At 65.2% G+C, this 22,360-nt stretch carries 18 protein-coding genes, 1 tRNA gene and 1 pseudogene; 11 read left to right on the top strand and 9 right to left on the bottom strand.

The genetic code is table 11. From position 1 onward, the window contains the following. The 4 genes and pseudogenes from AC1DPF_RS16970 to AC1DPF_RS16955 form a co-directional block, all read left to right on the top strand. A pseudogene (locus tag AC1DPF_RS16970) lies at positions 1-220 on the top strand (GDSL-type esterase/lipase family protein); the annotation flags it as partial. Then, entirely contained in the window at positions 221-1,651 is a 1,431-nt protein-coding gene (locus tag AC1DPF_RS16965) for an SGNH/GDSL hydrolase family protein (RefSeq protein ID WP_477962494.1), read from the top strand. 125 nt (positions 1,652-1,776) lie between these two features. Beyond that, positions 1,777-3,174: an MBOAT family O-acyltransferase gene (locus AC1DPF_RS16960; RefSeq protein WP_477962492.1), complete on the top strand. Its 1,398-nt coding sequence runs from the start codon at positions 1,777-1,779 to the stop codon at positions 3,172-3,174. A 13-nt stretch (positions 3,175-3,187) separates the two neighbouring features. Next, positions 3,188-3,517, top strand: coding sequence for a hypothetical protein (locus AC1DPF_RS16955; protein WP_477962490.1), 330 nt, complete (start codon positions 3,188-3,190; stop codon positions 3,515-3,517). Positions 3,518-3,524: 7 nt separating this feature from the next. Here AC1DPF_RS16955 and ybaK read toward each other — a convergent pair whose 3' ends face one another. Beyond that, a complete protein-coding gene (gene ybaK / locus AC1DPF_RS16950; RefSeq protein WP_477962488.1) occupies positions 3,525-3,998 on the bottom strand; it encodes a Cys-tRNA(Pro) deacylase in 474 nt (157 codons plus the stop codon). Positions 3,999-4,078: 80 nt separating this feature from the next. Next, a complete protein-coding gene (locus AC1DPF_RS16945) occupies positions 4,079-4,651 on the bottom strand; it encodes a cell wall hydrolase (protein ID WP_477962486.1) in 573 nt (190 codons plus the stop codon). A gap of 383 nt (positions 4,652-5,034) precedes the next feature. Between AC1DPF_RS16945 and AC1DPF_RS16940 the strand changes: the two genes are divergently transcribed. The 3 genes from AC1DPF_RS16940 to AC1DPF_RS16930 all read left to right on the top strand — a co-directional run bounded on the left by AC1DPF_RS16940 (position 5,035) and on the right by AC1DPF_RS16930 (position 7,724). Further along, positions 5,035-6,258, top strand: a complete 1,224-nt coding sequence (locus AC1DPF_RS16940; RefSeq protein WP_477962484.1) for an AI-2E family transporter — start codon at positions 5,035-5,037, stop codon at positions 6,256-6,258. Between the two features lie 64 nt (positions 6,259-6,322). Continuing rightward, positions 6,323-6,399 (top strand) — tRNA-Asp (locus AC1DPF_RS16935). Positions 6,400-6,596: 197 nt separating this feature from the next. Continuing rightward, a complete protein-coding gene (locus AC1DPF_RS16930) occupies positions 6,597-7,724 on the top strand; it encodes a diguanylate cyclase domain-containing protein (RefSeq protein WP_477872511.1) in 1,128 nt (375 codons plus the stop codon). A 25-nt stretch (positions 7,725-7,749) separates the two neighbouring features. Here AC1DPF_RS16930 and AC1DPF_RS16925 read toward each other — a convergent pair whose 3' ends face one another. From AC1DPF_RS16925 to AC1DPF_RS16915, 3 genes are all read right to left on the bottom strand, one after another. Further along, positions 7,750-8,391 (bottom strand): hypothetical protein, encoded by a 642-nt coding sequence (locus AC1DPF_RS16925; protein ID WP_477872513.1) that lies wholly within the window; start codon positions 8,389-8,391, stop codon positions 7,750-7,752. After that, on the bottom strand, positions 8,388-8,636 hold the full coding sequence (locus tag AC1DPF_RS16920) for a hypothetical protein (protein WP_477962481.1): 249 nt from the start codon (positions 8,634-8,636) through the stop codon (positions 8,388-8,390). The genes AC1DPF_RS16925 and AC1DPF_RS16920 overlap by 4 nt, the downstream gene beginning before the upstream one ends. 192 nt (positions 8,637-8,828) lie before the next feature. Beyond that, the gene (locus AC1DPF_RS16915) at positions 8,829-9,044 is read right to left on the bottom strand and encodes a hypothetical protein (protein ID WP_477872517.1); all 216 of its coding nucleotides are present in this window, start codon (positions 9,042-9,044) and stop codon (positions 8,829-8,831) included. A gap of 341 nt (positions 9,045-9,385) precedes the next feature. Between AC1DPF_RS16915 and AC1DPF_RS16910 the strand changes: the two genes are divergently transcribed. From AC1DPF_RS16910 to AC1DPF_RS16900, 3 genes are all read left to right on the top strand, one after another. After that, on the top strand, positions 9,386-9,592 hold the full coding sequence (locus AC1DPF_RS16910; protein WP_477872519.1) for a cold-shock protein: 207 nt from the start codon (positions 9,386-9,388) through the stop codon (positions 9,590-9,592). 8 nt (positions 9,593-9,600) lie between these two features. After that, positions 9,601-9,867 (top strand): translation initiation factor IF-1, encoded by a 267-nt coding sequence (infA, locus tag AC1DPF_RS16905; protein WP_340316322.1) that lies wholly within the window; start codon positions 9,601-9,603, stop codon positions 9,865-9,867. Positions 9,868-10,210: 343 nt separating this feature from the next. Next, on the top strand, positions 10,211-10,498 hold the full coding sequence (locus AC1DPF_RS16900; RefSeq protein WP_477872521.1) for a GIY-YIG nuclease family protein: 288 nt from the start codon (positions 10,211-10,213) through the stop codon (positions 10,496-10,498). Positions 10,499-10,640: 142 nt separating this feature from the next. On the opposite strand, the gene rpoC is transcribed toward AC1DPF_RS16900, so the two are convergent. Together rpoC and rpoB are read right to left on the bottom strand one after the other, a co-directional pair. Beyond that, entirely contained in the window at positions 10,641-14,912 is a 4,272-nt protein-coding gene (rpoC, locus tag AC1DPF_RS16895) for a DNA-directed RNA polymerase subunit beta' (RefSeq protein WP_477872523.1), read from the bottom strand. Between the two features lie 172 nt (positions 14,913-15,084). Continuing rightward, complete coding sequence (gene rpoB, locus AC1DPF_RS16890; protein ID WP_477872525.1) at positions 15,085-19,233, bottom strand: DNA-directed RNA polymerase subunit beta; 4,149 nt, start codon at positions 19,231-19,233, stop codon at positions 15,085-15,087. A 401-nt stretch (positions 19,234-19,634) separates the two neighbouring features. Between rpoB and AC1DPF_RS16885 the strand changes: the two genes are divergently transcribed. Next, positions 19,635-20,591, top strand: a complete 957-nt coding sequence (locus AC1DPF_RS16885) for a L,D-transpeptidase (RefSeq protein WP_477872527.1) — start codon at positions 19,635-19,637, stop codon at positions 20,589-20,591. A 90-nt stretch (positions 20,592-20,681) separates the two neighbouring features. On the opposite strand, the gene rplL is transcribed toward AC1DPF_RS16885, so the two are convergent. Both rplL and rplJ read right to left on the bottom strand, forming a co-directional pair. Beyond that, complete coding sequence (gene rplL, locus AC1DPF_RS16880) at positions 20,682-21,059, bottom strand: 50S ribosomal protein L7/L12 (RefSeq protein WP_477872529.1); 378 nt, start codon at positions 21,057-21,059, stop codon at positions 20,682-20,684. Positions 21,060-21,135: 76 nt separating this feature from the next. Then, positions 21,136-21,651, bottom strand: coding sequence for a 50S ribosomal protein L10 (gene rplJ / locus AC1DPF_RS16875; protein WP_477872531.1), 516 nt, complete (start codon positions 21,649-21,651; stop codon positions 21,136-21,138). Positions 21,652-22,360: the final 709 nt, after the last annotated feature.

Genomic DNA, 22,360 nt, shown 5'->3' with positions numbered 1-22,360 from the left:
GCCGCCGCCCCTGGTCGCGCCCGCGCCCGCGCCGCTGGTGACGCCGCCGCCACCGCCGAAGCCGGCGGCAAAAAGCGTACCCAGGCTCGAAGATCCGCTGGCGGGCGAGCCGGCCAGGGCCACGCCCGAGCCGCACCTGCCGCCCGCCAAGGGCGCGCCGGCCGATCTCCTCCCGCCCGACATCGGCAGCGACGATGTCGCGCCGGCCAACAGCAACTAGATGATCGCCATGTTTGCGCTCGCTGCCGCGGCTGCGGCAGCACCGGCGGTCACGGCCGATTGTGCCGGATCGCTGTGCGACTATTCGGTGCTGCGGCCCTATTTCGACAAGCTGGCAAGCGCGCGCGGGAGCGGCGGCAAGCCGGTGCACATCCTCCAGATCGGCGACAGCCATACCGCCGGCGACGCGATCACCGGCGCATGGCGCGATATGCTGCAGGCGCGCTACGGCAGCGGCGGGCGCGGGGTTCTGCCGCCGGGCCTGCCCTTCCAGGGCTATAATCCGCGCGGCGTGAGCGTCGACATGTCTGCGGGCTGGACCATATCCTCGATCTTCGGGCCTGGATCGCAGGGGACGCGCGGGCCACTGGGACTGGCAGGGTTCAGCATCACCTCGACCCAGGCTGGCGCACGGATCGGCCTGACGACCTCGGCAACCGAGACCTTCACCCGCTTCGTGCTGTGCGCGATGGCGCAGCCGGGTGCCGGCACCCTGGCGATCAGCATCGGCGGCCAGACCGAACGCATGGAGCTCGGCGCGCTGATCACCCGGGCCGAGTGCAAGGAGATGACGTTCGACCAACCGCAGCCGGCGGTATCGGTCGTGACCGAAGGCGGGCCGGTGACGATCACCAGCTGGGCCAGCTTCCGGGATGCAGGCGGCGTCGCGCTGTCGAATGTCGGGGTGGTAGGCTCGCAGCTGGTCCACTTCAGCCGCAACGACGATGCCGTGCTGGCCGAAGAGCTGCGCAGCTACCAGCCCGACCTGATCGTCATCGCCTTCGGAACCAATGAGGGCTTCGCGCCGCGGGTCAGCGCACAGGAATATGAAATCGTGCTGCGGACCCAGATCGGCCGCATCCGCCGACTGGCGGGCCGTGTGCCGATGTTGCTGCTCGGGGCGCCGGACGCACTGACGCGCCGTTCCGAGCTGCTGTCGAACGCCGCCACCGTCACGCCCGCGCCCTGCGTCGAGCCGGTGCCCGCGCCGCCGCCATCGCCCGTCTCCACGGCGCCCGCCGCCAGCACCGATCGCATGTCCAGCGGGATCGAGGATGTGCTCGACGCGCTCGATGATCGCGTGACGGTCGCGCGCGGCACCGCGCCGTTGCTGGCTCCTCCCGCCGCTGCGGCGCCGGTGTCGGCGCCGCAGCAGATCGGCTGGTCGATCACCGCCCGCCCGCTCTTCCCGCCGCCCGGCCTGAAGGTCGTGCGCGAGGTCCAGCGGCGCGTCGCGCATCAGCTGCGGCTGGCGTTCTGGGACTGGGAGGCCCGCATGGGCGGGCGCTGCACCGCGGTCAGCTGGGTCAAGCTCCAGCCGACCCGGATGCGCGGGGACTATGTCCATTACAACAGCGCTGGTGGCCAGGAAATCGCGACGCGACTGCAGGCGGACATGGACGCAGCGGCCGGAGCGGGGTGGCACTGGTGAGAACCGATAGAGTGGCCCATTCGTCATCCCAGCGGAAGCTGGGATCTCACTTCTCCCCGATGAGAGAGGAAAACAGAGATCCCAGCCTTCGCTGGGATGACGCGGTGGCGCGGATCGTCCGCTAGATGCTGTTCCCCACGCTCGACTTCGGGCTGTTCTTCCTCGTCGCCTTCACGCTGATATGGGCGGTGTCGGGCAGCAACGAGTGGCGCAAGATCCTGCTGCTGCTGGCCAGCTGGGTCTTCTACGGCGCGTGGGACTGGCGCTTCGTCGCGCTGCTGATCGCCTCGGCCTTCATCAACTGGAGCTCGGCGCGCATCATCGATGCGCTGGAGGCGCCCGGAACGCGCAAGCTCGTGGTGACGATCGGCATCGTCGCCAATCTCGGCATCCTCGGCTTCTTCAAATATTACGACTTCTTCCTCGAGCAGCTCGGCGCGCTGCTGGCGACCTGGGGCTATGCGCGCGACCTGCCGCTGCTGCAGATCGTGCTGCCAGTGGGGGTGTCCTTCTTCACCTTCCAGGGCATGTCCTACCTGATCGACGTCTATCGCGGGCGGATCCGCGCGGGATCGCTGCTCGACATCACCTTGCTGATGTCCTTCTTTCCGCATCTGGTGGCGGGGCCGATCGTGCGCGGCGCCGATCTGCTGCCCCAGTTCGAGAAGACGCCTAAGCTGAGCCGCGGCATGGCGTCGATGGCGCTGCTGCTGATCGTCTGGGGCCTGTTCAAGAAGGCGGTCGTCGCGTCCGAGCTGTCGGTCAACCTGGTCGATCCGGTGTTCTTCGACCCGTCCGCCCATTCGAGCCTCGATCTGCTGCTAGCTGCCTATGGCTATGCGGTGCAGATCTATTGCGACTTCTCGGCCTATAGCGACATGGCGATCGGCATCGCGGCGCTGTTCGGCTACCGCTTCCCGCGCAACTTCAACCAGCCCTATCGCGCCGCCTCCCTCCAGGATTTCTGGCGGCGTTGGCACATCAGCCTGTCGAGCTGGCTGCGCGACTATCTCTATATCGGTCTTGGCGGCAATCGCGGCGGCCTGTTCATGCAGTGCCGCAACATCCTGCTGACGATGCTGCTCGGCGGCTTCTGGCATGGCGCGAAGTGGACCTTCCTGATCTGGGGCGCGCTGCATGGCGGCGTGCAGGTGGTCGAGACCTTGTGGCGCAAGGCGGGCCTGCCGGGCCTGCCGAAGCTGCTCGGCATCCTCGTCACCTTCCACATCGTCACCCTCGGCTGGATCTTCTTCCGCGCGGAGAGCTTCGACGCGGCGATCGCCTATCTGCGCGGCATCGCCGGCGGCGACTGGAGCAACGGCATGACCACGCCGCTGCTGGCCGGCCTGATGCTGCTCGGCATGGCGTTCCACTTCACGCCCCCAGGCCTGGCTCAGGCGATTGCGCAGCGGCTGCGACGGCTGCCGGCGCCGGTCCTGGGGCTGCTGGTGGCGATAGCGATCCTGCTGATCGATGCGATGCGCTTTGAAGGGGTCGCGCCCTTCATCTACTATCAATTTTAGGGCGGAGACGGCGATGGTGCGCGAGATGAAGGAGCATGAACTGGTCTCGCCGGTCGATCTGCCGGGCGATCCGGCCGAGCAGGGAGATCCACTCGCCTGGACGACGATCACCATCATCGTCGCGGCGCTGGTGCTGCTGTTCGCCAATGCCGGGACGCTGTCGGCATGGATCGACGAGAAGCCGCCAAGCGATTTCCAGCAACAGGCATCGGATCTCGCCGGCCGCTGGACCGCCGTCATGGATGCCGTCGGCGTGACCGCGCCGCGGCAGGCGATGCACGCCAGGTGGAAGGAAGCGCAGGCGGCACGGTTCGGCGACGAGGCGCCGGCCGGGACGCAGTAGCGCGGTCTCAGGCGGTCAGCGCCGCCACAACCGCGCCCAGCGCCTCTGTCGCGTCACCGGGCGCCAGCCGCACCTGCAGCCCGCGTTGGCCGCCATTGATGTACACCTGGTCCTCGGCGAGCGCGTCTCGCTCGATCGCGACGGGCAGCCGCTTCTTCTGTCCGAACGGGCTGATCCCGCCGACATGATAGCCGGTGATGCGTTCGGCGTCGGCGGGCTTCATCATCTGCGCCGCCTTGCCGCCGAGCGCTGCCGCCACCTTCTTCATGGAAAGTTCGCGGTCCGACGGGATCACCGCGCACGCCGGCCGGCCGTCGATCTCGATCATCAGCGTCTTGAGCACCCGCGAGGGCGGCTCGCCCAGCGCGTCGGCCGCCTGCAGCCCGACGCGCTCGCCGCCGGGCGCATAGTCATAGCCGTGGACGCTGTGCGCGACCTTGGCCTGCGCAAGGAACTGGGTGGCACGGGTGGTGCGGGACATGGCCGCGCCCTAAACATTTTTGCATGACTCTCAACCGTCATTCCCGCCTGCGAGGACATGACGGACGTTAGCGTGCCGCCTCAGCGGTAGAAAACGTGATCGCCCACCATCGAGATACGCTCGCGGGTGCGGAAGAACCGGTTCGGCGACTGGTAGGCCGCGTGATAGAAAACGGCGCCCGGCACGATCTGCTCGGCGTTGCCGGCCATCGCCTGGCGGGAAACCTCGACGGCATTGGCCCAGCGCTGCGAATCCCGCGGCGGATTATAGGATGCGGTGCGGAAGAACTGGCCGGGCTGGTTGACCACGGCGCAGACGGTGTCGCCGAAGCGGTCCTGGCCCACGCGGTTCATGATCAGCTGCGCAACCGCAAGCTGGCCGGGGCGCGGCTGGTTGCCGGCTTCATGCATGACGACCTTGGCCATGCATTCGAGATCCTGGTCGAGCTTGGAATTGGAGGCGACGGCCTCCTTGAAGATCACCTGATCGATGCCGTCATCGACGACCTTGTCGTCGGCGGTGATCTGGGGGGTTAACTGATAGGCGAGCGTTGGCTCGGATACGGGAATAGCCGCAAAGCCCATAGCGCCCGTGGCGGCAGCGATCAGCATCGCCGCGATCATGAGCGGATGTTGAGCAAGTTTCGCGGACATTCAGCACTCCATGCAATGCGCAAAAGTCCACGCTCGCCCGAACCTTCGAAACAAAGGACGAGGTGCTCTTCCACGACTTGTCGGCAGGAGGCGGTAAGTGCGTCGTGCCCCGGACGACCAATTTCGAGGTCCCATTGGGAGCCCCGGAGCTCGGAGTCAACAAAGGCACGATGAATCGTTTCGTCCGCAGGATGGGTCGAGGAACCCCAGATATGGTGTTTTTGTGCAACTGCTAACGCAAGGGGCCATATCTTTGCCACGAAGCTGTTGTGATATCGCAATGTTTCCGCAACGGTTTGGCAGGCTTTTCGCGAGCCGCTGGCCCGCTGCCGAAAAGAGCGCGATAATGGCATTTCGGGCGCATTGCCCGGCGGAGCGAATCGATGGGGGACGAGCTGATTGAGCGGGAGGAGCAGTCGATTCCGACGGCGGCCGAACCCGTCGTCCAGATCCTGCGCGAATCGATGGCCGGACAGGTGGAGATGGCTTATCGCCGCGACCGGCTGCTGGCCTGGCTTGCCCTGACCGCGGGCGCGGGCATCATCCTTGCCTTTCCCTTCGCGTTGCGGGCGGGCTCCGAGTTCTTCCTGCCGGTAACCACGGCGCTGGTTATCGCGGTGGCGCTGGTGCCGTTGCTGGAATGGCTCGAACGGCGCGGCCTGCCTTCACCGCTGGCGGGGCTGCTATGCGTGCTGCTGTTTCTCGGCCTGGCCAACGCCGCGATCGCATCGGTGATCGTGCCGGCGACAGAGTGGTTCGCGCGGCTTCCCTCGCGCATCAAGCTGATCCGCAAGAACCTCTCGCCGCTGATCGACATCTATTCGTCGTTCGAGCGCTTCGTCGACGAGACTATGGGCTCGCTGCTGCGCAACTCGGCCGCACGCGGCCGGACGGTGACGGTCGAGCAGCCCAACTCGCTGTTCGACTATGTCGCCAGTTCGGCGCCGCACCTGCTCGTCCAGATGGTGTTCGCGACCCTCGTTGTCTATTTCTTCCTGTCGGGCTGGACGCGCATGCGCCGCCGCACGATCACCAGCCGCGGCAGCTTTTCGAGCGCGATGACCACGGCGCGGGTGATCCAGGAGATGGTCGATCGCACCTCGGCCTATCTGGCGACGATCACCGCGGTGAACATCGGCATGGGCGTGTTGGTATCGCTGATGCTGTGGTTCGTCGAGATGCCCAGCCCGATCATGTGGGGCGGCCTGGTGGCGATCCTCAACTATGTGCCCTATTTCGGACCGATCGTGGGCGCGGTGCTGCTCGCCGTCGGCGGACTGATGACCTTTTCCGATCTGGGCTATGCGCTGGTCCCCGCGCTGCTGTTCATCGCGGTCCACCTGGTCGAGGCCAATGTGCTGACGCCGATGCTGGTCGGCCGGCGCCTCACGATAAATCCGCTGCTGATTCTCGTCGCGCTGAGCTTCTGGAGCTGGGTGTGGGGCACGGCCGGCGCGCTGCTCGCCGTGCCGCTGCTGATCATCCTCAAGACGATCCTCGATGCTGCCGGCTGGCCGGACATCGCCGGTTTCCTGTTTGCCGAGGGCACCTTCACCAACGCGCATGAAGAGGAAGATCCGGCGCTGCCGCCCGAGCTCCGAAAATGATGCCGCGCGATGTTGACAGGTGATCGGGGCTCCACTAGGTGCCCGCTCCACGACGCGATCGTTCGCGGGTGTAGCTCAGTTGGTTAGAGCGCCGGCCTGTCACGCCGGAGGTCGCGGGTTCGAGCCCCGTCACTCGCGCCATTCCTTTCCCGGTGTCTCGCCAGAGGGCGAAAACATCCCGGATCGATGGCCAGGAACACAGGTAAATCCACGGGTTACGTCTGCAGTCCGATCTGCTAGGCATGCATTGCGTTGGGGGACGCGCTGTGCCTGACGGAGTGCCGCGTTTGATCAACCTCCCTTTCCGATCGCGCGGCTCGCGCCGCGGGACAGCCTTGATGCCGACGCGCTTGCCCGAGGGCACCTATATCGAGCTGGTCCAGTCGCTGTTCGGCTTTGCGCTGGCGCCGCTGATCATGACGCTCTGTTTTGCCGGAACCGGCTTCTACATCCTGACCCGCGGCGAAGACCCGCTGCTGCTCGACCTGTACATAATCGGCCTGGCCGCCTCGGCGGTGCGGTTGGTGACGCTGTTTGGTCATCGCAGCGCGGTGCGGTCCGCTGCGATCGGCGCGGTGGCCGTGCGGATGATCGAGCGGCGCTTCGCAATCTCCTACATCGCCTTCGCGGCAGCCTTCGGCGCCTTTGCCGCGCGCGCTTACTGGGTGGCCGACGGCGATGTGCACAAGCCGCTGATCGCGCTGGTGTTCGGCTATGGCGCCGGCGTGGCGGCGACCGTCTCGCTGCGCCCCTGGATCAGCATCACCGCGATACTGACCGCGATCGTGCCGATGATCCTGGTGAGCCTGTCGATGCCGGGCGGCGCCGATCAAGGCACGGCCATCCTCACCGCCCTGTTCCTGGCGGGTGGCGTCCTGTCGATGGTTCAGCGCTATCGGGACAGCGCCGCGCAAATCTCGCTGCGCCGCCTGATGGAGACGCTCGCGCGCCAGGACGACCTGACCGGCCTGCCGAACCGGCTGGTCATGCGCGAGCGCTTCGAGCAGCTCACCGCGCGGTCCGACGGATCGGAGCTGATCGCGGTCCATTGCGTGGATATCAACCGGCTGGAGCCGGTCAACGAGATGTACGGCCATATGGCCGGCGACGCGTTGCTGAAGGCGGTTTCGCAACGGCTGCGGCGCGTGGTGCGCGGCGACAACCTCGTCATCCGTCTCAACGGCGACGATTTCGTGATCGTCCAGCCTGATATGGGCACCAGCGCGGAGGCGGAGGCACTGGCGCACCAGATCGTCGGCACGCTCGACAAGAGCTATGCGGTAGACGGCGAGGACATCATCATCACGGCGAACCTCGGCTATGCGGTGGACCTGCAACAGGGTGCGGATCTCGAGCAGCTCCTGCTGCGCGCCGAACGCGCGCTGGCAAAGGGCAAGCGCCAGGCGAGCGGCGTTGCCCTCGACGACGGCACCTATTCGGACGTGAGCCTGCGCCAGGCCGGCTGAGCCGGCTGCCGGCCGCTCGCCTCAGCTAGCGCGCCGCCTGCACGAAGGCGACAAACCGTCGCCGGCCTGATGAACGCGCGGTGCGGACGCGTTCGACATGGCGGATGATCCGGGTCGCCAGCCGCCCATAATAGATGGTGACGCTCTTCAGGTCGAGCGCGGCGGGCGCCGCCGCGACGGGCAGTCCGGCGAGCAGCTTCGCGTCGCATCGCCGCCCGCTCTTGATCGCGCTCGACAGCAGCGCGCCGCGCCGCTCGGCGAGCACCAGCAGGCGGGCGCGATCGTCGATGCGGTGGCCGAACAGCGCGGGATAGGCGGCCAGCTTGGCGGTTACGGTGCGCCGCCGCGTGAAGGCGCGCAGCATGTGCCCCGACAGTCCGGACGCGGCCGCCAGTTCGTCCAGCAATATGTTCAGGAACCGGTCGAGCTCGCGCAGTGAATTGCCCAGCACGGTGTTGCGATGCGCCGCACTCGATATTCCGTCCTGTTCGAGGGCGGCGGCGCGGGCATAGAGAAACGCGGCGCCGCGCGTCATCGTCTCGATCGCGGCGGTGAGCGTCACCGTCCGGCGCGGCGGTGGCGTGCTGCGGGTGCCGGCGCGGCCTCCGGTCGGCGGTTGCAGGCGCCGGGTTCGAGCGCGGCTCTGGGACAGACCCGCGGACGTCATGGCTTGGGCAGATCCTTGCGCCGCAGCAGGTCGCGCAGCTCGGCGCTGCGGATATAATGATCCTCGGCGGTCACGATTGCAAAACGCCAGAGATCCTCCGGATCCTGGTCCGACACATGGCGTGCCAGCGCGGCAAGCGATCCGCGCATCACTTCTGCGGGACCGCTTTTCGGGCCATGCCAGCCGCGTCCGTAATCCTGCGCGCGCAGCAGGCGCGCGTCGGAGCTCCAGAAGGCGCCGGTCATGGCCGCCGGCCTTGCTGAAGGATAGCCCATGAGGCTTTTGTCGACGGTGTCGTTGTCCAGCGGGTCATGGCCATGGAGTCTCCTCTTGCCGAGGAGCGCATCTGGCGAACGGCGAGCGTCCTACGATTCCCTGCGGCGCGATGCTATCATTGCGGGCCGGCAAAAACGAACCGTCATTTTCCGCAGCGAAGATCAGTGTCGCGGCCGGATCGGCATACGGTTGACCGCGCCGGTCATGACCTTGGTGCCATAGGCGCGTGAGATCGTGGCGGCATCGATCGCATTCAGCAGGACCACGCGGGTACCGCCTGACTGCAGCGGTTCGATGACGCTGATGGTAGCGTCATGCTTGGTGCACATGGCGGTGACGTGCGCCAGCGTGGCGTCCAGATTGAGGGCTCGTGACATGGGGGGCTCCTGCACGACGCGATCGTGCCTGCCGTTATTAGCAAAAAGATTATAGCCGATACGGTGCAAATTGTCGCGAGCTTTCTCGGTTTGCTGTTCACCGGCGCAAAATAACGCGGCATTTAGCCGATTTAATTGCTGCACGCGCGCATGAATATCCTGTGGCTCGGCTGGCCGTTCGGCAAGTTCGATTGACTTTTGACGCCGAAATGCTAGAGGGAAGGGGCTGACGTCGCCTGCGACGGATTTTGAGGCTTCTTGAAAGCCGATTTCTCCATTTCATGCCACCTAGCCTCCCAGGCATGTCGTCGGGAGAAAATTGATTCGTGAAAGGACGCTAAATGCTGACCGGCGTCGTCAAATTCTTTAATACCGACAAGGGCTATGGCTTCATTCAGGCAGAGGATGGCTCGGGTGACAGCTTCGTCCACATCACCGCCGTCGAGCGTGCCGGCATGTCGACCCTGCAGAAGGACCAGCGCGTCAAGTACGAGCTGGAAACCGATCGCCGCGGCAAGCAGTCGGCCTGCAACCTCCAGCCGGCCTGAGCCGAGCCATGGCCAAAGAGGATCTCATGGTCCTCGACGGCACGATCGATGAAATACTTCCCGACGGGCGCTTCGGCGTCACTCTCGAGAATGAGCATCGGATCATCGCCTATACGGCGGGCAAGATGCGGCGTTTCCGCATCCGCTCGGTGGTCGGCGATCGTGTCCAGGTCGAGATGACACCTTATGATCTCGACAAGGGCCGGATCATTTTCCGCGAACGGACCCCGGGCGCTGCGCCCGGCGGCCCGCGACGCGGAGGCTTCCGGCGCTAAACTCTGACCGTCCCGGGCCTGAACGCGCTGCGTTCGGCCTGGGACGCCAGCTTCCGGCCAGTCGCCGGACTTTCCCAAAAAATGCGCGACCAAAAATGGTGCGCCAAGGATATCATGCACTCAATACTCAAAAACCGTTCAATCAAGAATCGTACCCTTATTTCCCACGCCTCCGCCGACCGGCGACCCTCAGCACCGCGTTCGGCCGTGCTGACCCGTAGCGAGCTACGCCAGATCGTCGCCGAGATGCTCGGCTGACACCGGCGGCGGATAGCAAACAGCCTCTTCTTACGTCGTCATGCCGGGCTTGACCCGGCATCCCGCTTCTTCGAACCCTTCCGTCATGAATCGCGGCTGGGTCTACATCATGGCGGATCGTTATCGCGGCGCGATGTATGTTGGAGTGACGTCCGACCTCGCGGCGCGTGTGCATCAGCATCGATTGGGCGAGGGGTCTGACTTCTGCGCGCGCTATCGCCTCGCACGTCTTGTCTGGGCGGAGCAGGGCGGCGACATGCTCGAATGCATCGCCCATGAGAAGCGGCTGAAGCGCTGGCGACGTGACTGGAAGTTCGCGCTTATCGAGCGCGGCAATCCCGAATGGAACGATCTGTACGAGCAGATGCTCTGAGAAGGAGCGGGATCCCGGCTCAAGGCCGGGATGACCTAGGGTGGTCTCATCCGCTCATCCCGAACTTCTTCCCCAACAAAAAACCCCGCCGGCTCGCACCGGCGGGGTTTTCTTTTTCAATGCTGGCCGCGCTGGCCGAGGATCACTCCTCGGTCAGGTAATCCCCGGCGTCGGCATCGGTGCCATGGCTCTCGCCCACCACCGCGCCAAGCACATCGTCGCCGATATCGGCTTCGACCGGCTGGCGCAGCTCGGCGGCATGCTCCTCCGCCGCGCTCTGCGGCGCGATCAGCGATTCCTGCCAGTTGCGCTGTGCGGCGCGCAGCGCGGCATCGCGGCTGGTGGCGGTGACCCGGAGACGGCTCATGCCGGCGCCGGTACCCGCCGGGATCAGCCGGCCGACGATGACATTCTCCTTGAGGCCGTTGAGCGTGTCGACCTTGCCCTGCACCGACGCGTCGGTGAGCACCCGGGTCGTCTCCTGGAAGGAGGCGGCCGAGATGAACGAACGGGTCTGCAGCGAGGCCTTGGTGATGCCGAGCAGGATCGGCTTGCCCTGGGCGAGTTCGCGATTTTCGGCTTCCGCCTTGGCGTTGATCTCGTCCATTTCCTCGCGGTCGACCTGCTCGCCGGGGAGCAGCGTCGTGTCGCCGCCACTGGTGATCTCGACCTTCTGCAGCATCTGCCGAACGATCGTCTCGATGTGCTTGTCGTTGATCTTCACGCCCTGGAGACGATAGACCTCCTGGATTTCCGACACGAGATATTCGGCGAGCGGCTCGATGCCGAGCACCTCGAGAATATCATGCGGATCGGGCGAGCCGCCGATCAGGTTGTCGCCGCGCTTGACGTAATCGCCTTCCTGCACGTCGATCACCTTGGACTTCGGCACCAGATACTCGACCGCATCGCTGCCATCGTCCGGACGGATGATGATCTTGCGCTTGGCCTTGTAGTCCTTGCCGAACTCGACGCGGCCCGAGACCTTCGCGATGATCGCGTTCTCCTTGGGCTTGCGCGCCTCGAACAGCTCGGCGACGCGCGGCAGACCGCCGGTGATGTCGCGGGTCTTGGCCGACTCGCGGCTGACGCGGGCGAGAACCTCGCCGGCCTTCACCGTCTGTCCGTCCTCGACCGAGAGCATCGCGCCCGGCGCCAGCATGTAGCGCGCAGTCTCGCCCGACGAGTCGTCGAGCAGGGTCAGGCGCGGACGGAGATCCTCCTTCCGGCTGGTGGCGCGATACTCGATCACGACCTTCTGGCTGATGCCGGTCGCTTCGTCGGTCTGCTCGGTGAGCGTCTGGTTGTCGAGCAGGTCCTGATACTTCACCGTACCGCCGGTCTCGGTGATCACCGGCATGGTGAAGGGATCCCACTCGGCGATGCGATCGCCCTTCGACACCTTGGCGCCATCGTCGAGCAGCAGATGCGCACCATAAGGCAGGCGGTGGGTCGAGCGTTCGCGACCCTCGCCGTCGATGATCGCAACTTCGCCCGAACGGCTCAGCGAGACATGACGGCCGCGCGGATCGGTGATCGTGCGCAGGTCGCGATATTCGATGGTGCCGTCGGCGATCGATTCGAGGTTCGACTGCTCGTTGATCTGCGCCGCGCCGCCGATGTGGAAGGTCCGCATCGTCAGCTGGGTGCCCGGCTCGCCGATCGACTGCGCCGCGATGACGCCGACCGCTTCGCCGATGTTCACCGGCGTACCGCGGGCAAGGTCACGGCCGTAGCAGGCCGCGCAGACGCCGCCCTTGGATTCGCACACCAGCGGCGAGCGGATCTTGACGCCCTGCACCCCGATCGCCTCGATCGCGGCAACCATCGGCTCGTCGAGCAGCGTGCCCTCGGCGATCAGCACCTCGTTGGTCTTGCTGTCGACGATATCCTCGGCCGTGGTGCGGCCCAGGATGCGCTCGCCCAGCGAGGCGATGGTGGCGCCGCCCTGGACGATCGCCTTCATGTCGAGCGCGCGGTCGGTGCCGCAATCCACTTCGACGACGACGCAATCCTGCGACACGTCGACCAGACGGCGGGTCAGGTAGCCCGAGTTCGCCGTCTTGAGCGCGGTGTCGGCCAGGCCCTTGCGGGCGCCGTGGGTCGAGTTGAAATATTCGAGGACGGTCAGGCCTTCCTTGAAGTTCGAGATGATCGGCGTCTCGATGATCTCGCCCGACGGCTTGGCCATCAGGCCGCGCATGCCGGCGAGCTGCTTGATCTGCGCGGCGCTACCACGGGCACCGGAGTGCGCCATCATGTAGATCGCGTTGATCGGCTTCTCGCGGCCGTTCTCGTCATGCTTGATCGCCGAGATGCCCTTCATCATCGCGTCTGCGACACGGTCGCCGCAACGTGACCAGGCGTCGATCACCTTGTTGTACTTTTCCTGCTGGGTAATCAGGCCGTCCTGATATTGCTGCTCGAAATCCTTCACCAGCCCGCGGGTCTCCTCGACCAGCGGCTCCTTGGCGTCTGGGATCACCATATCGTCCTTGCCGAACGAGATGCCGGCCTGGAATGCGTGGCGGAAGCCCAGCGCCATGATGGCGTCGGCGAACAGCACCGTCTCCTTCTGGCCGGTGTGGCGATAGACGATGTCGATGACGTCGCCGATCTCCTTCTTGGTCAGCAGGCGGTTGACGGTCTCGAACGGCACCTTGTGGCTCTTCGGCAGCGTCTCGCCGAGCAGCATGCGGCCCGGCGTCGTCTCGACGCGCTTCATATACTGGTTGCCGTCCTCGTCGGTCTGCGGGACGCGGGTGATGATCTTGGTATGCAGCGTGACCGCCTTGGCGGCGAGCGCCTGGTGCACTTCCGCCATGTCGGAGACCATCGAGCCTTCGCCCGGCTCCTTTTCCTTCATCATCGACAGATAATAGAGGCCCAGCACCATGTCCTGCGACGGCACGATGATCGGCTTGCCATTGGCTGGCGACAGGATGTTGTTGGTCGACATCATCAGGACGCGCGCTTCCAGCTGGGCCTCGAGGCTCAGCGGAACGTGCACGGCCATCTGGTCGCCATCGAAGTCGGCGTTGAAGGCCGAGCAGACCAGCGGGTGAAGCTGGATCGCCTTGCCCTCGATCAGCACCGGCTCGAATGCCTGGATGCCGAGACGGTGGAGCGTCGGCGCGCGGTTCAGCAGCACCGGATGCTCGCGGATCACTTCGTCGAGGATGTCCCAGACTTCCTTGCGCTCCTTCTCGACCCACTTCTTGGCCTGCTTCAGGGTCATCGACAGACCCTTGGCGTCAAGACGGGCGTAGATGAACGGCTTGAACAGCTCGAGCGCCATCTTCTTCGGCAGGCCGCACTGATGCAGCTTCAGCTCTGGACCGGTCACGATCACCGAACGGCCCGAATAGTCGACGCGCTTGCCGAGCAGATTCTGGCGGAAGCGGCCCTGCTTGCCCTTGAGCATGTCGGACAGCGACTTCAGCGGACGCTTGTTGGCGCCGGTGATCGTCCGGCCGCGGCGGCCATTGTCGAACAGCGCGTCGACCGACTCCTGCAGCATGCGCTTTTCGTTGCGGACGATGATGTCCGGCGCGCGCAGCTCCATGAGGCGCTTGAGGCGATTGTTGCGGTTGATCACGCGGCGATAGAGATCGTTGAGGTCCGAGGTCGCGAAGCGGCCGCCGTCGAGCGGGACCAGCGGACGCAGATCCGGCGGAATGACCGGGACGACTTCGAGGATCATCCACTCCGGGCGGTTGCCCGATTCCAGGAAGCTCTCGACGACCTTCAGCCGCTTGATGATCTTCTTGGGCTTGAGTTCGGACTTGGTTTCGGAGAGCTCCTTGAGCAGCTCTTCCTTCTCGCCCTCGAGATCGAGTTCCTCGAGCATGCGGCGCACGGCTTCCGCGCCGATGCCGGCGGAGAAGGCGTCCTCGCCATATTCATCCTGCGCGGCGAGCAGTTCGTCCTCGGTGAGGAGCTGGAACTTCTCCAGCGCGGTCAGGCCGGGTTCGATGACGATATAGGCTTCGAAGTAGAGCACGCGCTCGAGCTGCTTGAGCTGCATGTCGAGCAGCAGGCCGATGCGGCTCGGCAGCGACTTCAGGAACCAGATGTGCGCGACCGGGGCGGCGAGCTCGATATGGCCCATCCGCTCGCGGCGGACCTTCGAGACGGTAACCTCGACGCCGCACTTCTCGCAGACGATGCCCTTGTACTTCATGCGCTTGTACTTGCCGCACAGGCACTCATAATCCTTGATAGGACCGAAGATGCGCGCGCAGAACAGGCCGTCACGCTCGGGCTTGAACGTGCGATAGTTGATCGTCTCGGGCTTCTTGATCTCGCCGAAGGACCAGCTGCGGATCCGCTCCGGGCTGGCGATGCCGATCTGGATCTGGTCGAAAGTCTCGGCCTTGGCGACCGGATTGGCGAAATTGGTCAGTTCGTTCATGGGTTCGAACCCTTCCTTGAAATCTCTTGCCCCTCTCCCTTCAGGGAGAGGGAGGGCCCCAGCCCATTCGGGCTGGGAGGGGTGAGGGCACGCTGTCATCTCAGCGTTGCCGCTAGCGGCTGCGTGCCATCACCCCCGGCCCTCTCCCCTGAAGGGAGAGGGAGATTGCGTTCTACTCCGCGGCCTCGGCCTGGCCCTCGTCGGACGTGTCGGCGATCGACGACAGTTCGACGTTGAGGCCGAGCGACCGCATTTCCTTCACGAGCACGTTGAAGCTCTCCGGGATGCCGGCCTCGAAGGTATCGTCGCCCTTGACGATCGCCTCATAGACCTTGGTGCGGCCGACCACGTCGTCCGACTTCACCGTCAGCATCTCCTGCAGCGTGTAGGCGGCGCCGTAGGCCTGGAGCGCCCAGACCTCCATTTCGCCGAAGCGCTGGCCGCCGAACTGCGCCTTTCCGCCCAGCGGCTGCTGGGTGACGAGGCTGTACGGCCCGATCGAGCGTGCGTGGATCTTGTCGTCGACCAGATGGTGGAGCTTGAGCATGTAGATATAGCCCACGGTCACCTTGCGGTCGAACTGGTCGCCGGTGCGGCCGTCGAACAGCTCCACCTGGCCGCTCTCGTCGAGCCCGGCCCTGCGCAGCATCTCCGCGACATCGGCTTCGCGCGCACCGTCGAACACCGGCGTCGCCATTGGCACGCCGTTCTTCAGCACGCCCGCCATCTCGACGATCTGGTCGAACGACCGCGCCTCGATCTCCGCATGATATTGCTCGCCATAGATCACCTTCAGGCGATCGACGACCACCGCCGGTGCCTGACCGCCGGTCACGTCCGGATTGGCTTCGCGCCACTCCTCCAACGCCTGGGTCACCTGCTTGCCCAGGCCGCGGGCGGCCCAGCCAAGATGGGTCTCGAAGATCTGGCCGACGTTCATCCGGCTCGGCACGCCGAGCGGGTTGAGAACGATGTCGACGGGGGTGCCGTCGGCAAGGAACGGCATGTCCTCCTGCGGCAGGATGCGGCTGATCACACCCTTGTTGCCATGGCGGCCGGCCATCTTGTCGCCCGGCTGCAGCTTGCGCTTCACCGCGACGAACACCTTGACCATCTTGAGCACGCCCGGGGGCAGCTCGTCGCCGCGCTGCAGCTTCTCGACGCGATCCTCGAACTTCTTGACGATCAGGCCGACGGCTTCGTGATATTGGGCCTTGACCGCCTCGAGATCCGCCTGGCGCGCGTCGTCCGCGACCACGAACTTCCACCAGTCGCGCTTCTCGACCTCTTCGAGCAGGGCGTCGTCGATTTCCGAGCCCTTCTTGATGCCCTTGGGGGCCGCGGTCGCGACCTGGCCGAGCAGCATCTCGCGGAGTCGGGCATAGTTGGCGCGGTTCAGGATCGCGCGTTCGTCCTCGCGGTCCTTGGTCAGGCGGTCGATTTCCTCGCGCTCGATCGCCATCGCGCGCTCGTCCTTGTCGATGCCGTGGCGGTTGAACACACGCACGTCGACGACCGTGCCGGAGACGCCCGGCGGAAGGCGCAGCGAGGTGTCGCGAACGTCCGAAGCCTTCTCGCCGAAGATGGCGCGGAGGAGCTTTTCCTCCGGCGTCATCGGGCTTTCGCCCTTCGGCGTGATCTTGCCGCACAGGATGTCGCCCGGCTCCACTTCGGCGCCGATATAGACGATGCCTGCCTCGTCGAGGTTGCGCAGCGCTTCCTCGCCGACGTTCGGGATGTCGCGGGTGATGTCTTCCGGCCCGAGCTTGGTGTCGCGGGCCATCACCTCGAACTCGTCGATGTGGATCGAGGTGAAGACGTCGTCCTTCACGATCCGCTCGGAGATGAGGATCGAATCCTCATAGTTGTAGCCGTTCCAGGGCATGAACGCGACGAGCACGTTGCGGCCCAGTGCCAGCTCGCCGAACTCGGTCGACGGGCCGTCGGCGATGATGTCGCCGGCGTTGACCACGTCGCCCACCTTCACCAGCGGGCGCTGGTTGATGCAGGTCGACTGGTTGGAACGCTGGAACTTCATCAGCGTGTAGATGTCCACGCCCGACTTGCCGGCATCGACATCGCCCGACGCGCGGACGACGATGCGGGTCGCGTCGACCTGGTCGATCACGCCCGAGCGGCGCGCCGCGATCGCGGCGCCCGAATCGCGGGCGACGGTCTCTTCCATGCCGGTGCCGACGAACGGCGCCTCGGCGCGAACCAGCGGCACGGCCTGGCGCTGCATGTTCGAGCCCATCAGCGCGCGGTTGGCGTCATCGTTTTCCAGGAACGGGATCAGCGATGCCGCGACCGAGACGAGCTGCTTGGGGCTGACGTCCATCAGGGTGATGTGATCGCGCGGCGCGATCAGGAACTCGCCCGCTTCGCGCGACGAAATCAGCTCCTCGACGAAATGGCCTTCGCCATCGAGCTCGGCATTCGCCTGCGCGATCGTGTGCTTGGCCTCTTCCATCGCCGACAGATAGACGACGTCGTTGGTCACCTTATGGTCGACGACCTTGCGGTACGGCGTCTCGATGAAGCCGTACTTGTTCACCCGGCTGAAGCTTGCCAGCGAGTTGATCAGGCCGATGTTCGGGCCTTCCGGCGTCTCGATCGGGCAGATGCGGCCATAATGGGTCGGATGGACGTCGCGGACCTCGAAGCCCGCGCGCTCGCGGGTGAGGCCGCCCGGCCCGAGCGCCGAGACGCGACGCTTGTGCGTCACTTCGGAGAGCGGGTTGGTCTGATCCATGAACTGCGACAGCTGCGACGAGCCGAAGAACTCGCGCACCGCGGCGACCGCGGGCTTGGCGTTGATCAGGTCGTTCGGCATTGCGGTCGACACGTCGACCGACGACATGCGCTCCTTGACGGCGCGCTCCATGCGCAGCAGGCCGACGCGATACTGGTTCTCGAGCAGCTCGCCCACCGAACGGACGCGACGGTTGCCGAGATTGTCGATGTCGTCGATCTCGCCCTTGCCGTCCTTCAGGTCGACGAGCGTCTTGACGACCGCGAGGATGTCCTCCGACCGCAGCGTCGTGATCGTGTCCTCGGCGTCGAGCTCGAGGCGCATGTTCAGCTTGACGCGGCCCACGGCCGACAGGTCGTAGCGCTCGGGATCGAAGAACAGGCCGGCGAACAGCGCTTCAGCGGTTTCCTTGGTCGGCGGCTCGCCGGGGCGCATGACGCGGTAGATCTCGCTGAGCGCATGGTCGCGCTCCTCGACCTTGTCGGCCTTCAGCGTGTTGCGGATCCAGGGACCGGTCGAGATATGATCGATGTCGAGCAGCTCGATATGGTCGATGCCCGCCTTGTCGAGCGCTTCGAGATTCTCGGGCGAGACCTCGTCGCCGGCTTCGATATAGATGCGGCCGGTGCTCTCGTCGATCAGGTCATAGGCCGAGTAGCGACCGAAGATCTGGTCGGTCGGGATGAGCAGCGTCTGGAGCCCGTCCTTGCCGGCCTTGTTGGCGGCGCGGGGCGAGATCTTGGTGCCGGCGGGGAAGACGACCTCGCCGGTCTCGCCGTTGACGACGTCGAACGCCGGCTTCTGGCCACGCCAGTTCTCGGGGACGAACGGAACCTTCCAGCCGCCATCGCCGCGGATATAGGTCTGCGTCTTGTAGAAATAGTTGAGAATGTCCTCGCCGTTGAGGCCGAGGGCATAGAGCAGCGACGTCACCGGCAGCTTGCGCTTGCGGTCGATGCGGACGTTGACGATGTCCTTTGCGTCGAACTCGAAGTCGAGCCACGAACCACGATACGGAATGACGCGCGCGGCGAACAGATATTTGCCCGACGCGTGGGTCTTGCCGCGATCATGGTCGAACAGGACGCCCGGCGAGCGGTGCATCTGCGAGACGATGACGCGCTCGGTGCCGTTGATCAGGAAGGTGCCGTTCTGGGTCATGAGCGGCATGTCGCCCATGTAAACGTCCTGCTCCTTGATATCGAGGACCGAACGGGTGTCCGTATCGGGATCGACTTCGAACACGATGAGGCGCAGCGTGACGCGCATCGGCGCCGCATAGGTCATCCCGCGCTGGCGGCACTCCTCGGTGTCGTACTTGGGGTCCTCCAGCTCATACTGGACGAAATCGAGCTCGGCAGTGCCGGCGAAGTCGCGGATCGGGAACACCGAGCGCAGCGTCTTCTCCAGGCCCGACACATAGTTGTCGGCCGGGCGCGAGCGCAGGAACTGCTCGTAGGATTCACGCTGAACCTCGATGAGGTTCGGCATCTGCACGACTTCGTGGATGTTGCCGAAGACCTTGCGGATGCGCTTCTTGGCGGTCGCCGGAACTGCCTGGGTGGCCATTGCGTAATTTCCCTCGCGTCAAAATTTCGTCCGCATCGCAGCGGAATTCAGCCCGATTCGTGCCCGAGTCGCTTATGCGTCTCACGACAAAAAGTGCGGGTCCCGGGCTGTTGGGAACCGCACTGCCAGCGTTTGGAAAACCCCTGAAAACCTTCTCCAATTCGTCGCGGTCCGTTCGCAAGGCGGGCCGTGTCCCGGAGGGCCAAGGGCGGCGCCCGCGCGCACGCGCCGAGCATCTGCCGATGTATTTGGAAGCGGCTATATAGGCCCGCCTGTAGGTTTTGGGAAGGGGCGATCCGCCCCTCGATCGTCATGCGCAAAATCATCGTCATCGCCGACGCTCGACTGCGATATGCCAGCAGCACATACTGAGTTGATGACAGGAAGGAACGACAGGTACGATGGTTCGCAACCTCCTCGCCGGCCTATTGCTTGCCGCCACCCCCGCGCTCGCCGCGCCCTCGCTCCAGGATGCGACGGTCGGCGCGACGGTCGCGGCGATGAAGCCCGGCGATTTCCTCTGGGCGCCGGATCTCGCGCCCGCCGGCCCGGTCGTGATCGTCGTCAGCATCGCCCAGCAGCGTGCCTATGCCTATCGCAACGGCGTGCCGATCGGCATCTCCACCGTGTCGACCGGCAAGAAGGGGCATGAGACGCCCACCGGCGTGTTCACGCTGCTCCAGAAGAATGTCGACCATAGGTCGAACCTCTATAACAGCGCGCCGATGCCCTATATGCAGCGGCTCACCTGGGACGGGATCGCGATGCATGCCGGCAACCTGCCCGGCTATCCCGCCTCGCATGGCTGCGTGCGCCTGCCGCTGGCCTTCGCCAGGCTGCTCTACGGCGTCACCCGGCTGGGCCTGACCGTGATCATCACCGCCGGCGCCGAGGTGCCGCGCTTCGCGCCGACGCCGAGCGTGCTGAGCGCCGATCCCGCGCACGCGGCCGATGAACTGTTCGGCGGCATGCTGTGGCAGCCCGAGCGCTCGCCGAGCGGGCCGGTGTCGATCATCATCAGCGCGGCCGACAGCCGCATGCTGGTGCTGCGCAACGGCACCCCGATCGGCTCGGCGCCGGTGCGGATCGCCGGCGCCGTGACCGGCACCACCGCCTATACGCTCGGCGCGATCGAGGGCGATCGCTATCGCTGGATGAAGCTGCCGATGCCGGGCGAGACGCTGCCCGGCCCGGTCGAGGTCACCCCCGACGAGCGCGCCCGTCTGACCGTGCCCGCCGATATCCAGAAGGCGATGGCCGGCGTCGTCACGGTGGGCACCACGGTGGTGGTCACCCTCGATACGCTGCGGCAGGGCGGATCGGGCAAGAAGATGACGGTGATGACCGCCGGGAAGTGAGGGGGGCTTTATCGCCAAAAGAAAAAGGGCGGCCCCTCGCGGAGCCGCCCTTCGTCGAAGTTCGTCCCGCCCGATCGGGCGGAAAGAAGCTTACTTGAGTTCGACGGTCGCGCCGGCTTCCTCGAGCTGCTTCTTGACCTTCTCGGCCTCGTCCTTGCTGACGCCTTCCTTGATCGCCTTCGGAGCCGACTCGACGAGAGTCTTGGCTTCGGTCAGGCCCAGGCCGGTGATCGCGCGGACTTCCTTGATCACGTTGATCTTCTTGCCGCCGTCGCCGGTCAGGATGACGTCGAATTCGGTCTTCTCTTCGACCGCGGCAGCAGCAGCGCCACCGCCGGCCGGTGCCGCAACCGCAACCGCAGCAGCGGCCGAAACGCCCCACTTCTCTTCGAGGAGCTTCGAGAGCTCGGCTGCTTCGAGAACGGTGAGAGCCGAAAGATCGTCAACGAGCTTGTTAAGGTCTGCCATTTTAAGTCTCCATCAGGGCCGCTCGGGCCCAATTTGTGTCAGTCGAAATCGGATATCGAATTGAAAGCGCCGAAAATCAGGCGTCTTCTTTCGCCGCATAAGCGCCGAACACGCGGGCCAGCTGGCCTGCGGGTGCCTGGACGATCTGGACGATCTTGGTCGCGGGCGCCTGTACGAGGCCCACGATCTTGGCGCGCAGTTCGTCGAGCGACGGCAGCTCGGCCAGCGCCTTCACGCCGGCCACGTCGAGAACCGTATCGCCCATCGCGCCGCCGACGATTTCCAACTTGTCGTTGGTCTTCGCGAAATCCACGATCACCTTTGCGGGGGCGACGGGATCGACGGAGGTGCTGAGCGCGGTCGGCCCCACCAGCAGATCGTTGATCGCTGTGTAGGGCGTGCCCTCGACGGCAATGCGGGCGAGCTTGTTCTTCGATACCTTGTAGCTGGCACCAGCTTCGCGCATCTTCAGACGGAGCGCAGTGGACTGCGCGACGGTCAGGCCGAGATTGCGGGTGACGATCACCACGCTCGTGCCCTTGAAGGTGCTCTGCAGCTCGGCGACCAGCTCGGCTTTTTGAGCTCGATCCATGCCTTACTCCTTAGAACCACCCCTGCAGCACATCCGCAGGGGCTTTGGATCACAGGACAGATACGCCGTCCCGCGACCCGTCCGAGGGGTCGGTCGCCTGGCCGGGCCAAGGAGGCTTCGGCAGACCCGGCCTAAACCCCGAGGGGCAGGGCCGGTGAACTTTTCCCCGTCTTGGCAGGGCATTAAGCGGGGCAAACTCCCCGCACCTGCTGTCTCGGACGGTACAATCCCGGCGCTGCCTGAGCAGAGTCGGGACATGTGGGCGCGGCCTGTAGGGGATTGGGCGGGAGATGTCGAGTCTCGCGCGCCGCGCTATGATCGCGGGTGCGCCCAGTTGAAGGGTGAGACTGTCGTCTGGAGCGAGGCACGCGCGCGACAGTCCCGTGCGAGTGTCGAGACGGCGTCTTCGTAATCGGGTGACCCAGCTGGAAGGCGGCGTTTGATGGAGGAGCATCGGCCGGTTTGCGCCTCAATTTCGGTCATGCAGGTTGCTTGGACTCGGCCCGAAAACCGCCATTCGTTCATCCAACTGTCAGCGTCGACCGGAACCGCCGGCATCGGGACTTATGGATCGTACCTAGCGACATGCTCAGGGGCAGGTTCTTCGCCAATACCAGACGCCTAGCGGCGTCACCCATTAGATTGCTTGGTCACCCCGCGATTGGTTGATTGAAAGTCAGGCCATAAGCCGTCTAACCACATCATGGTG

The organism is Rhizorhabdus sp. P4_G6, from assembly GCF_056401045.1.
This window is presented reverse-complemented; position numbering and strand designations above follow the sequence as displayed.

Coding starts and splice junctions, on each gene's coding strand:
- AC1DPF_RS16965 (WP_477962494.1), top strand. CDS start 221: ATGATCGCCATGTTTGCGCTCGCTGCCGCGGCTGCGGCAGCACCGGCG.
- AC1DPF_RS16960 (WP_477962492.1), top strand. CDS start 1,777: ATGCTGTTCCCCACGCTCGACTTCGGGCTGTTCTTCCTCGTCGCCTTC.
- AC1DPF_RS16955 (WP_477962490.1), top strand. CDS start 3,188: ATGGTGCGCGAGATGAAGGAGCATGAACTGGTCTCGCCGGTCGATCTG.
- ybaK (WP_477962488.1), bottom strand. CDS start 3,998: ATGTCCCGCACCACCCGTGCCACCCAGTTCCTTGCGCAGGCCAAGGTC.
- AC1DPF_RS16945 (WP_477962486.1), bottom strand. CDS start 4,651: ATGTCCGCGAAACTTGCTCAACATCCGCTCATGATCGCGGCGATGCTG.
- AC1DPF_RS16940 (WP_477962484.1), top strand. CDS start 5,035: ATGGGGGACGAGCTGATTGAGCGGGAGGAGCAGTCGATTCCGACGGCG.
- AC1DPF_RS16930 (WP_477872511.1), top strand. CDS start 6,597: ATGCCGACGCGCTTGCCCGAGGGCACCTATATCGAGCTGGTCCAGTCG.
- AC1DPF_RS16925 (WP_477872513.1), bottom strand. CDS start 8,391: ATGACGTCCGCGGGTCTGTCCCAGAGCCGCGCTCGAACCCGGCGCCTG.
- AC1DPF_RS16920 (WP_477962481.1), bottom strand. CDS start 8,636: ATGACCGGCGCCTTCTGGAGCTCCGACGCGCGCCTGCTGCGCGCGCAG.
- AC1DPF_RS16915 (WP_477872517.1), bottom strand. CDS start 9,044: ATGTCACGAGCCCTCAATCTGGACGCCACGCTGGCGCACGTCACCGCC.
- AC1DPF_RS16910 (WP_477872519.1), top strand. CDS start 9,386: ATGCTGACCGGCGTCGTCAAATTCTTTAATACCGACAAGGGCTATGGC.
- infA (WP_340316322.1), top strand. CDS start 9,601: ATGGCCAAAGAGGATCTCATGGTCCTCGACGGCACGATCGATGAAATA.
- AC1DPF_RS16900 (WP_477872521.1), top strand. CDS start 10,211: ATGAATCGCGGCTGGGTCTACATCATGGCGGATCGTTATCGCGGCGCG.
- rpoC (WP_477872523.1), bottom strand. CDS start 14,912: ATGAACGAACTGACCAATTTCGCCAATCCGGTCGCCAAGGCCGAGACT.
- rpoB (WP_477872525.1), bottom strand. CDS start 19,233: ATGGCCACCCAGGCAGTTCCGGCGACCGCCAAGAAGCGCATCCGCAAG.
- AC1DPF_RS16885 (WP_477872527.1), top strand. CDS start 19,635: ATGGTTCGCAACCTCCTCGCCGGCCTATTGCTTGCCGCCACCCCCGCG.
- rplL (WP_477872529.1), bottom strand. CDS start 21,059: ATGGCAGACCTTAACAAGCTCGTTGACGATCTTTCGGCTCTCACCGTT.
- rplJ (WP_477872531.1), bottom strand. CDS start 21,651: ATGGATCGAGCTCAAAAAGCCGAGCTGGTCGCCGAGCTGCAGAGCACC.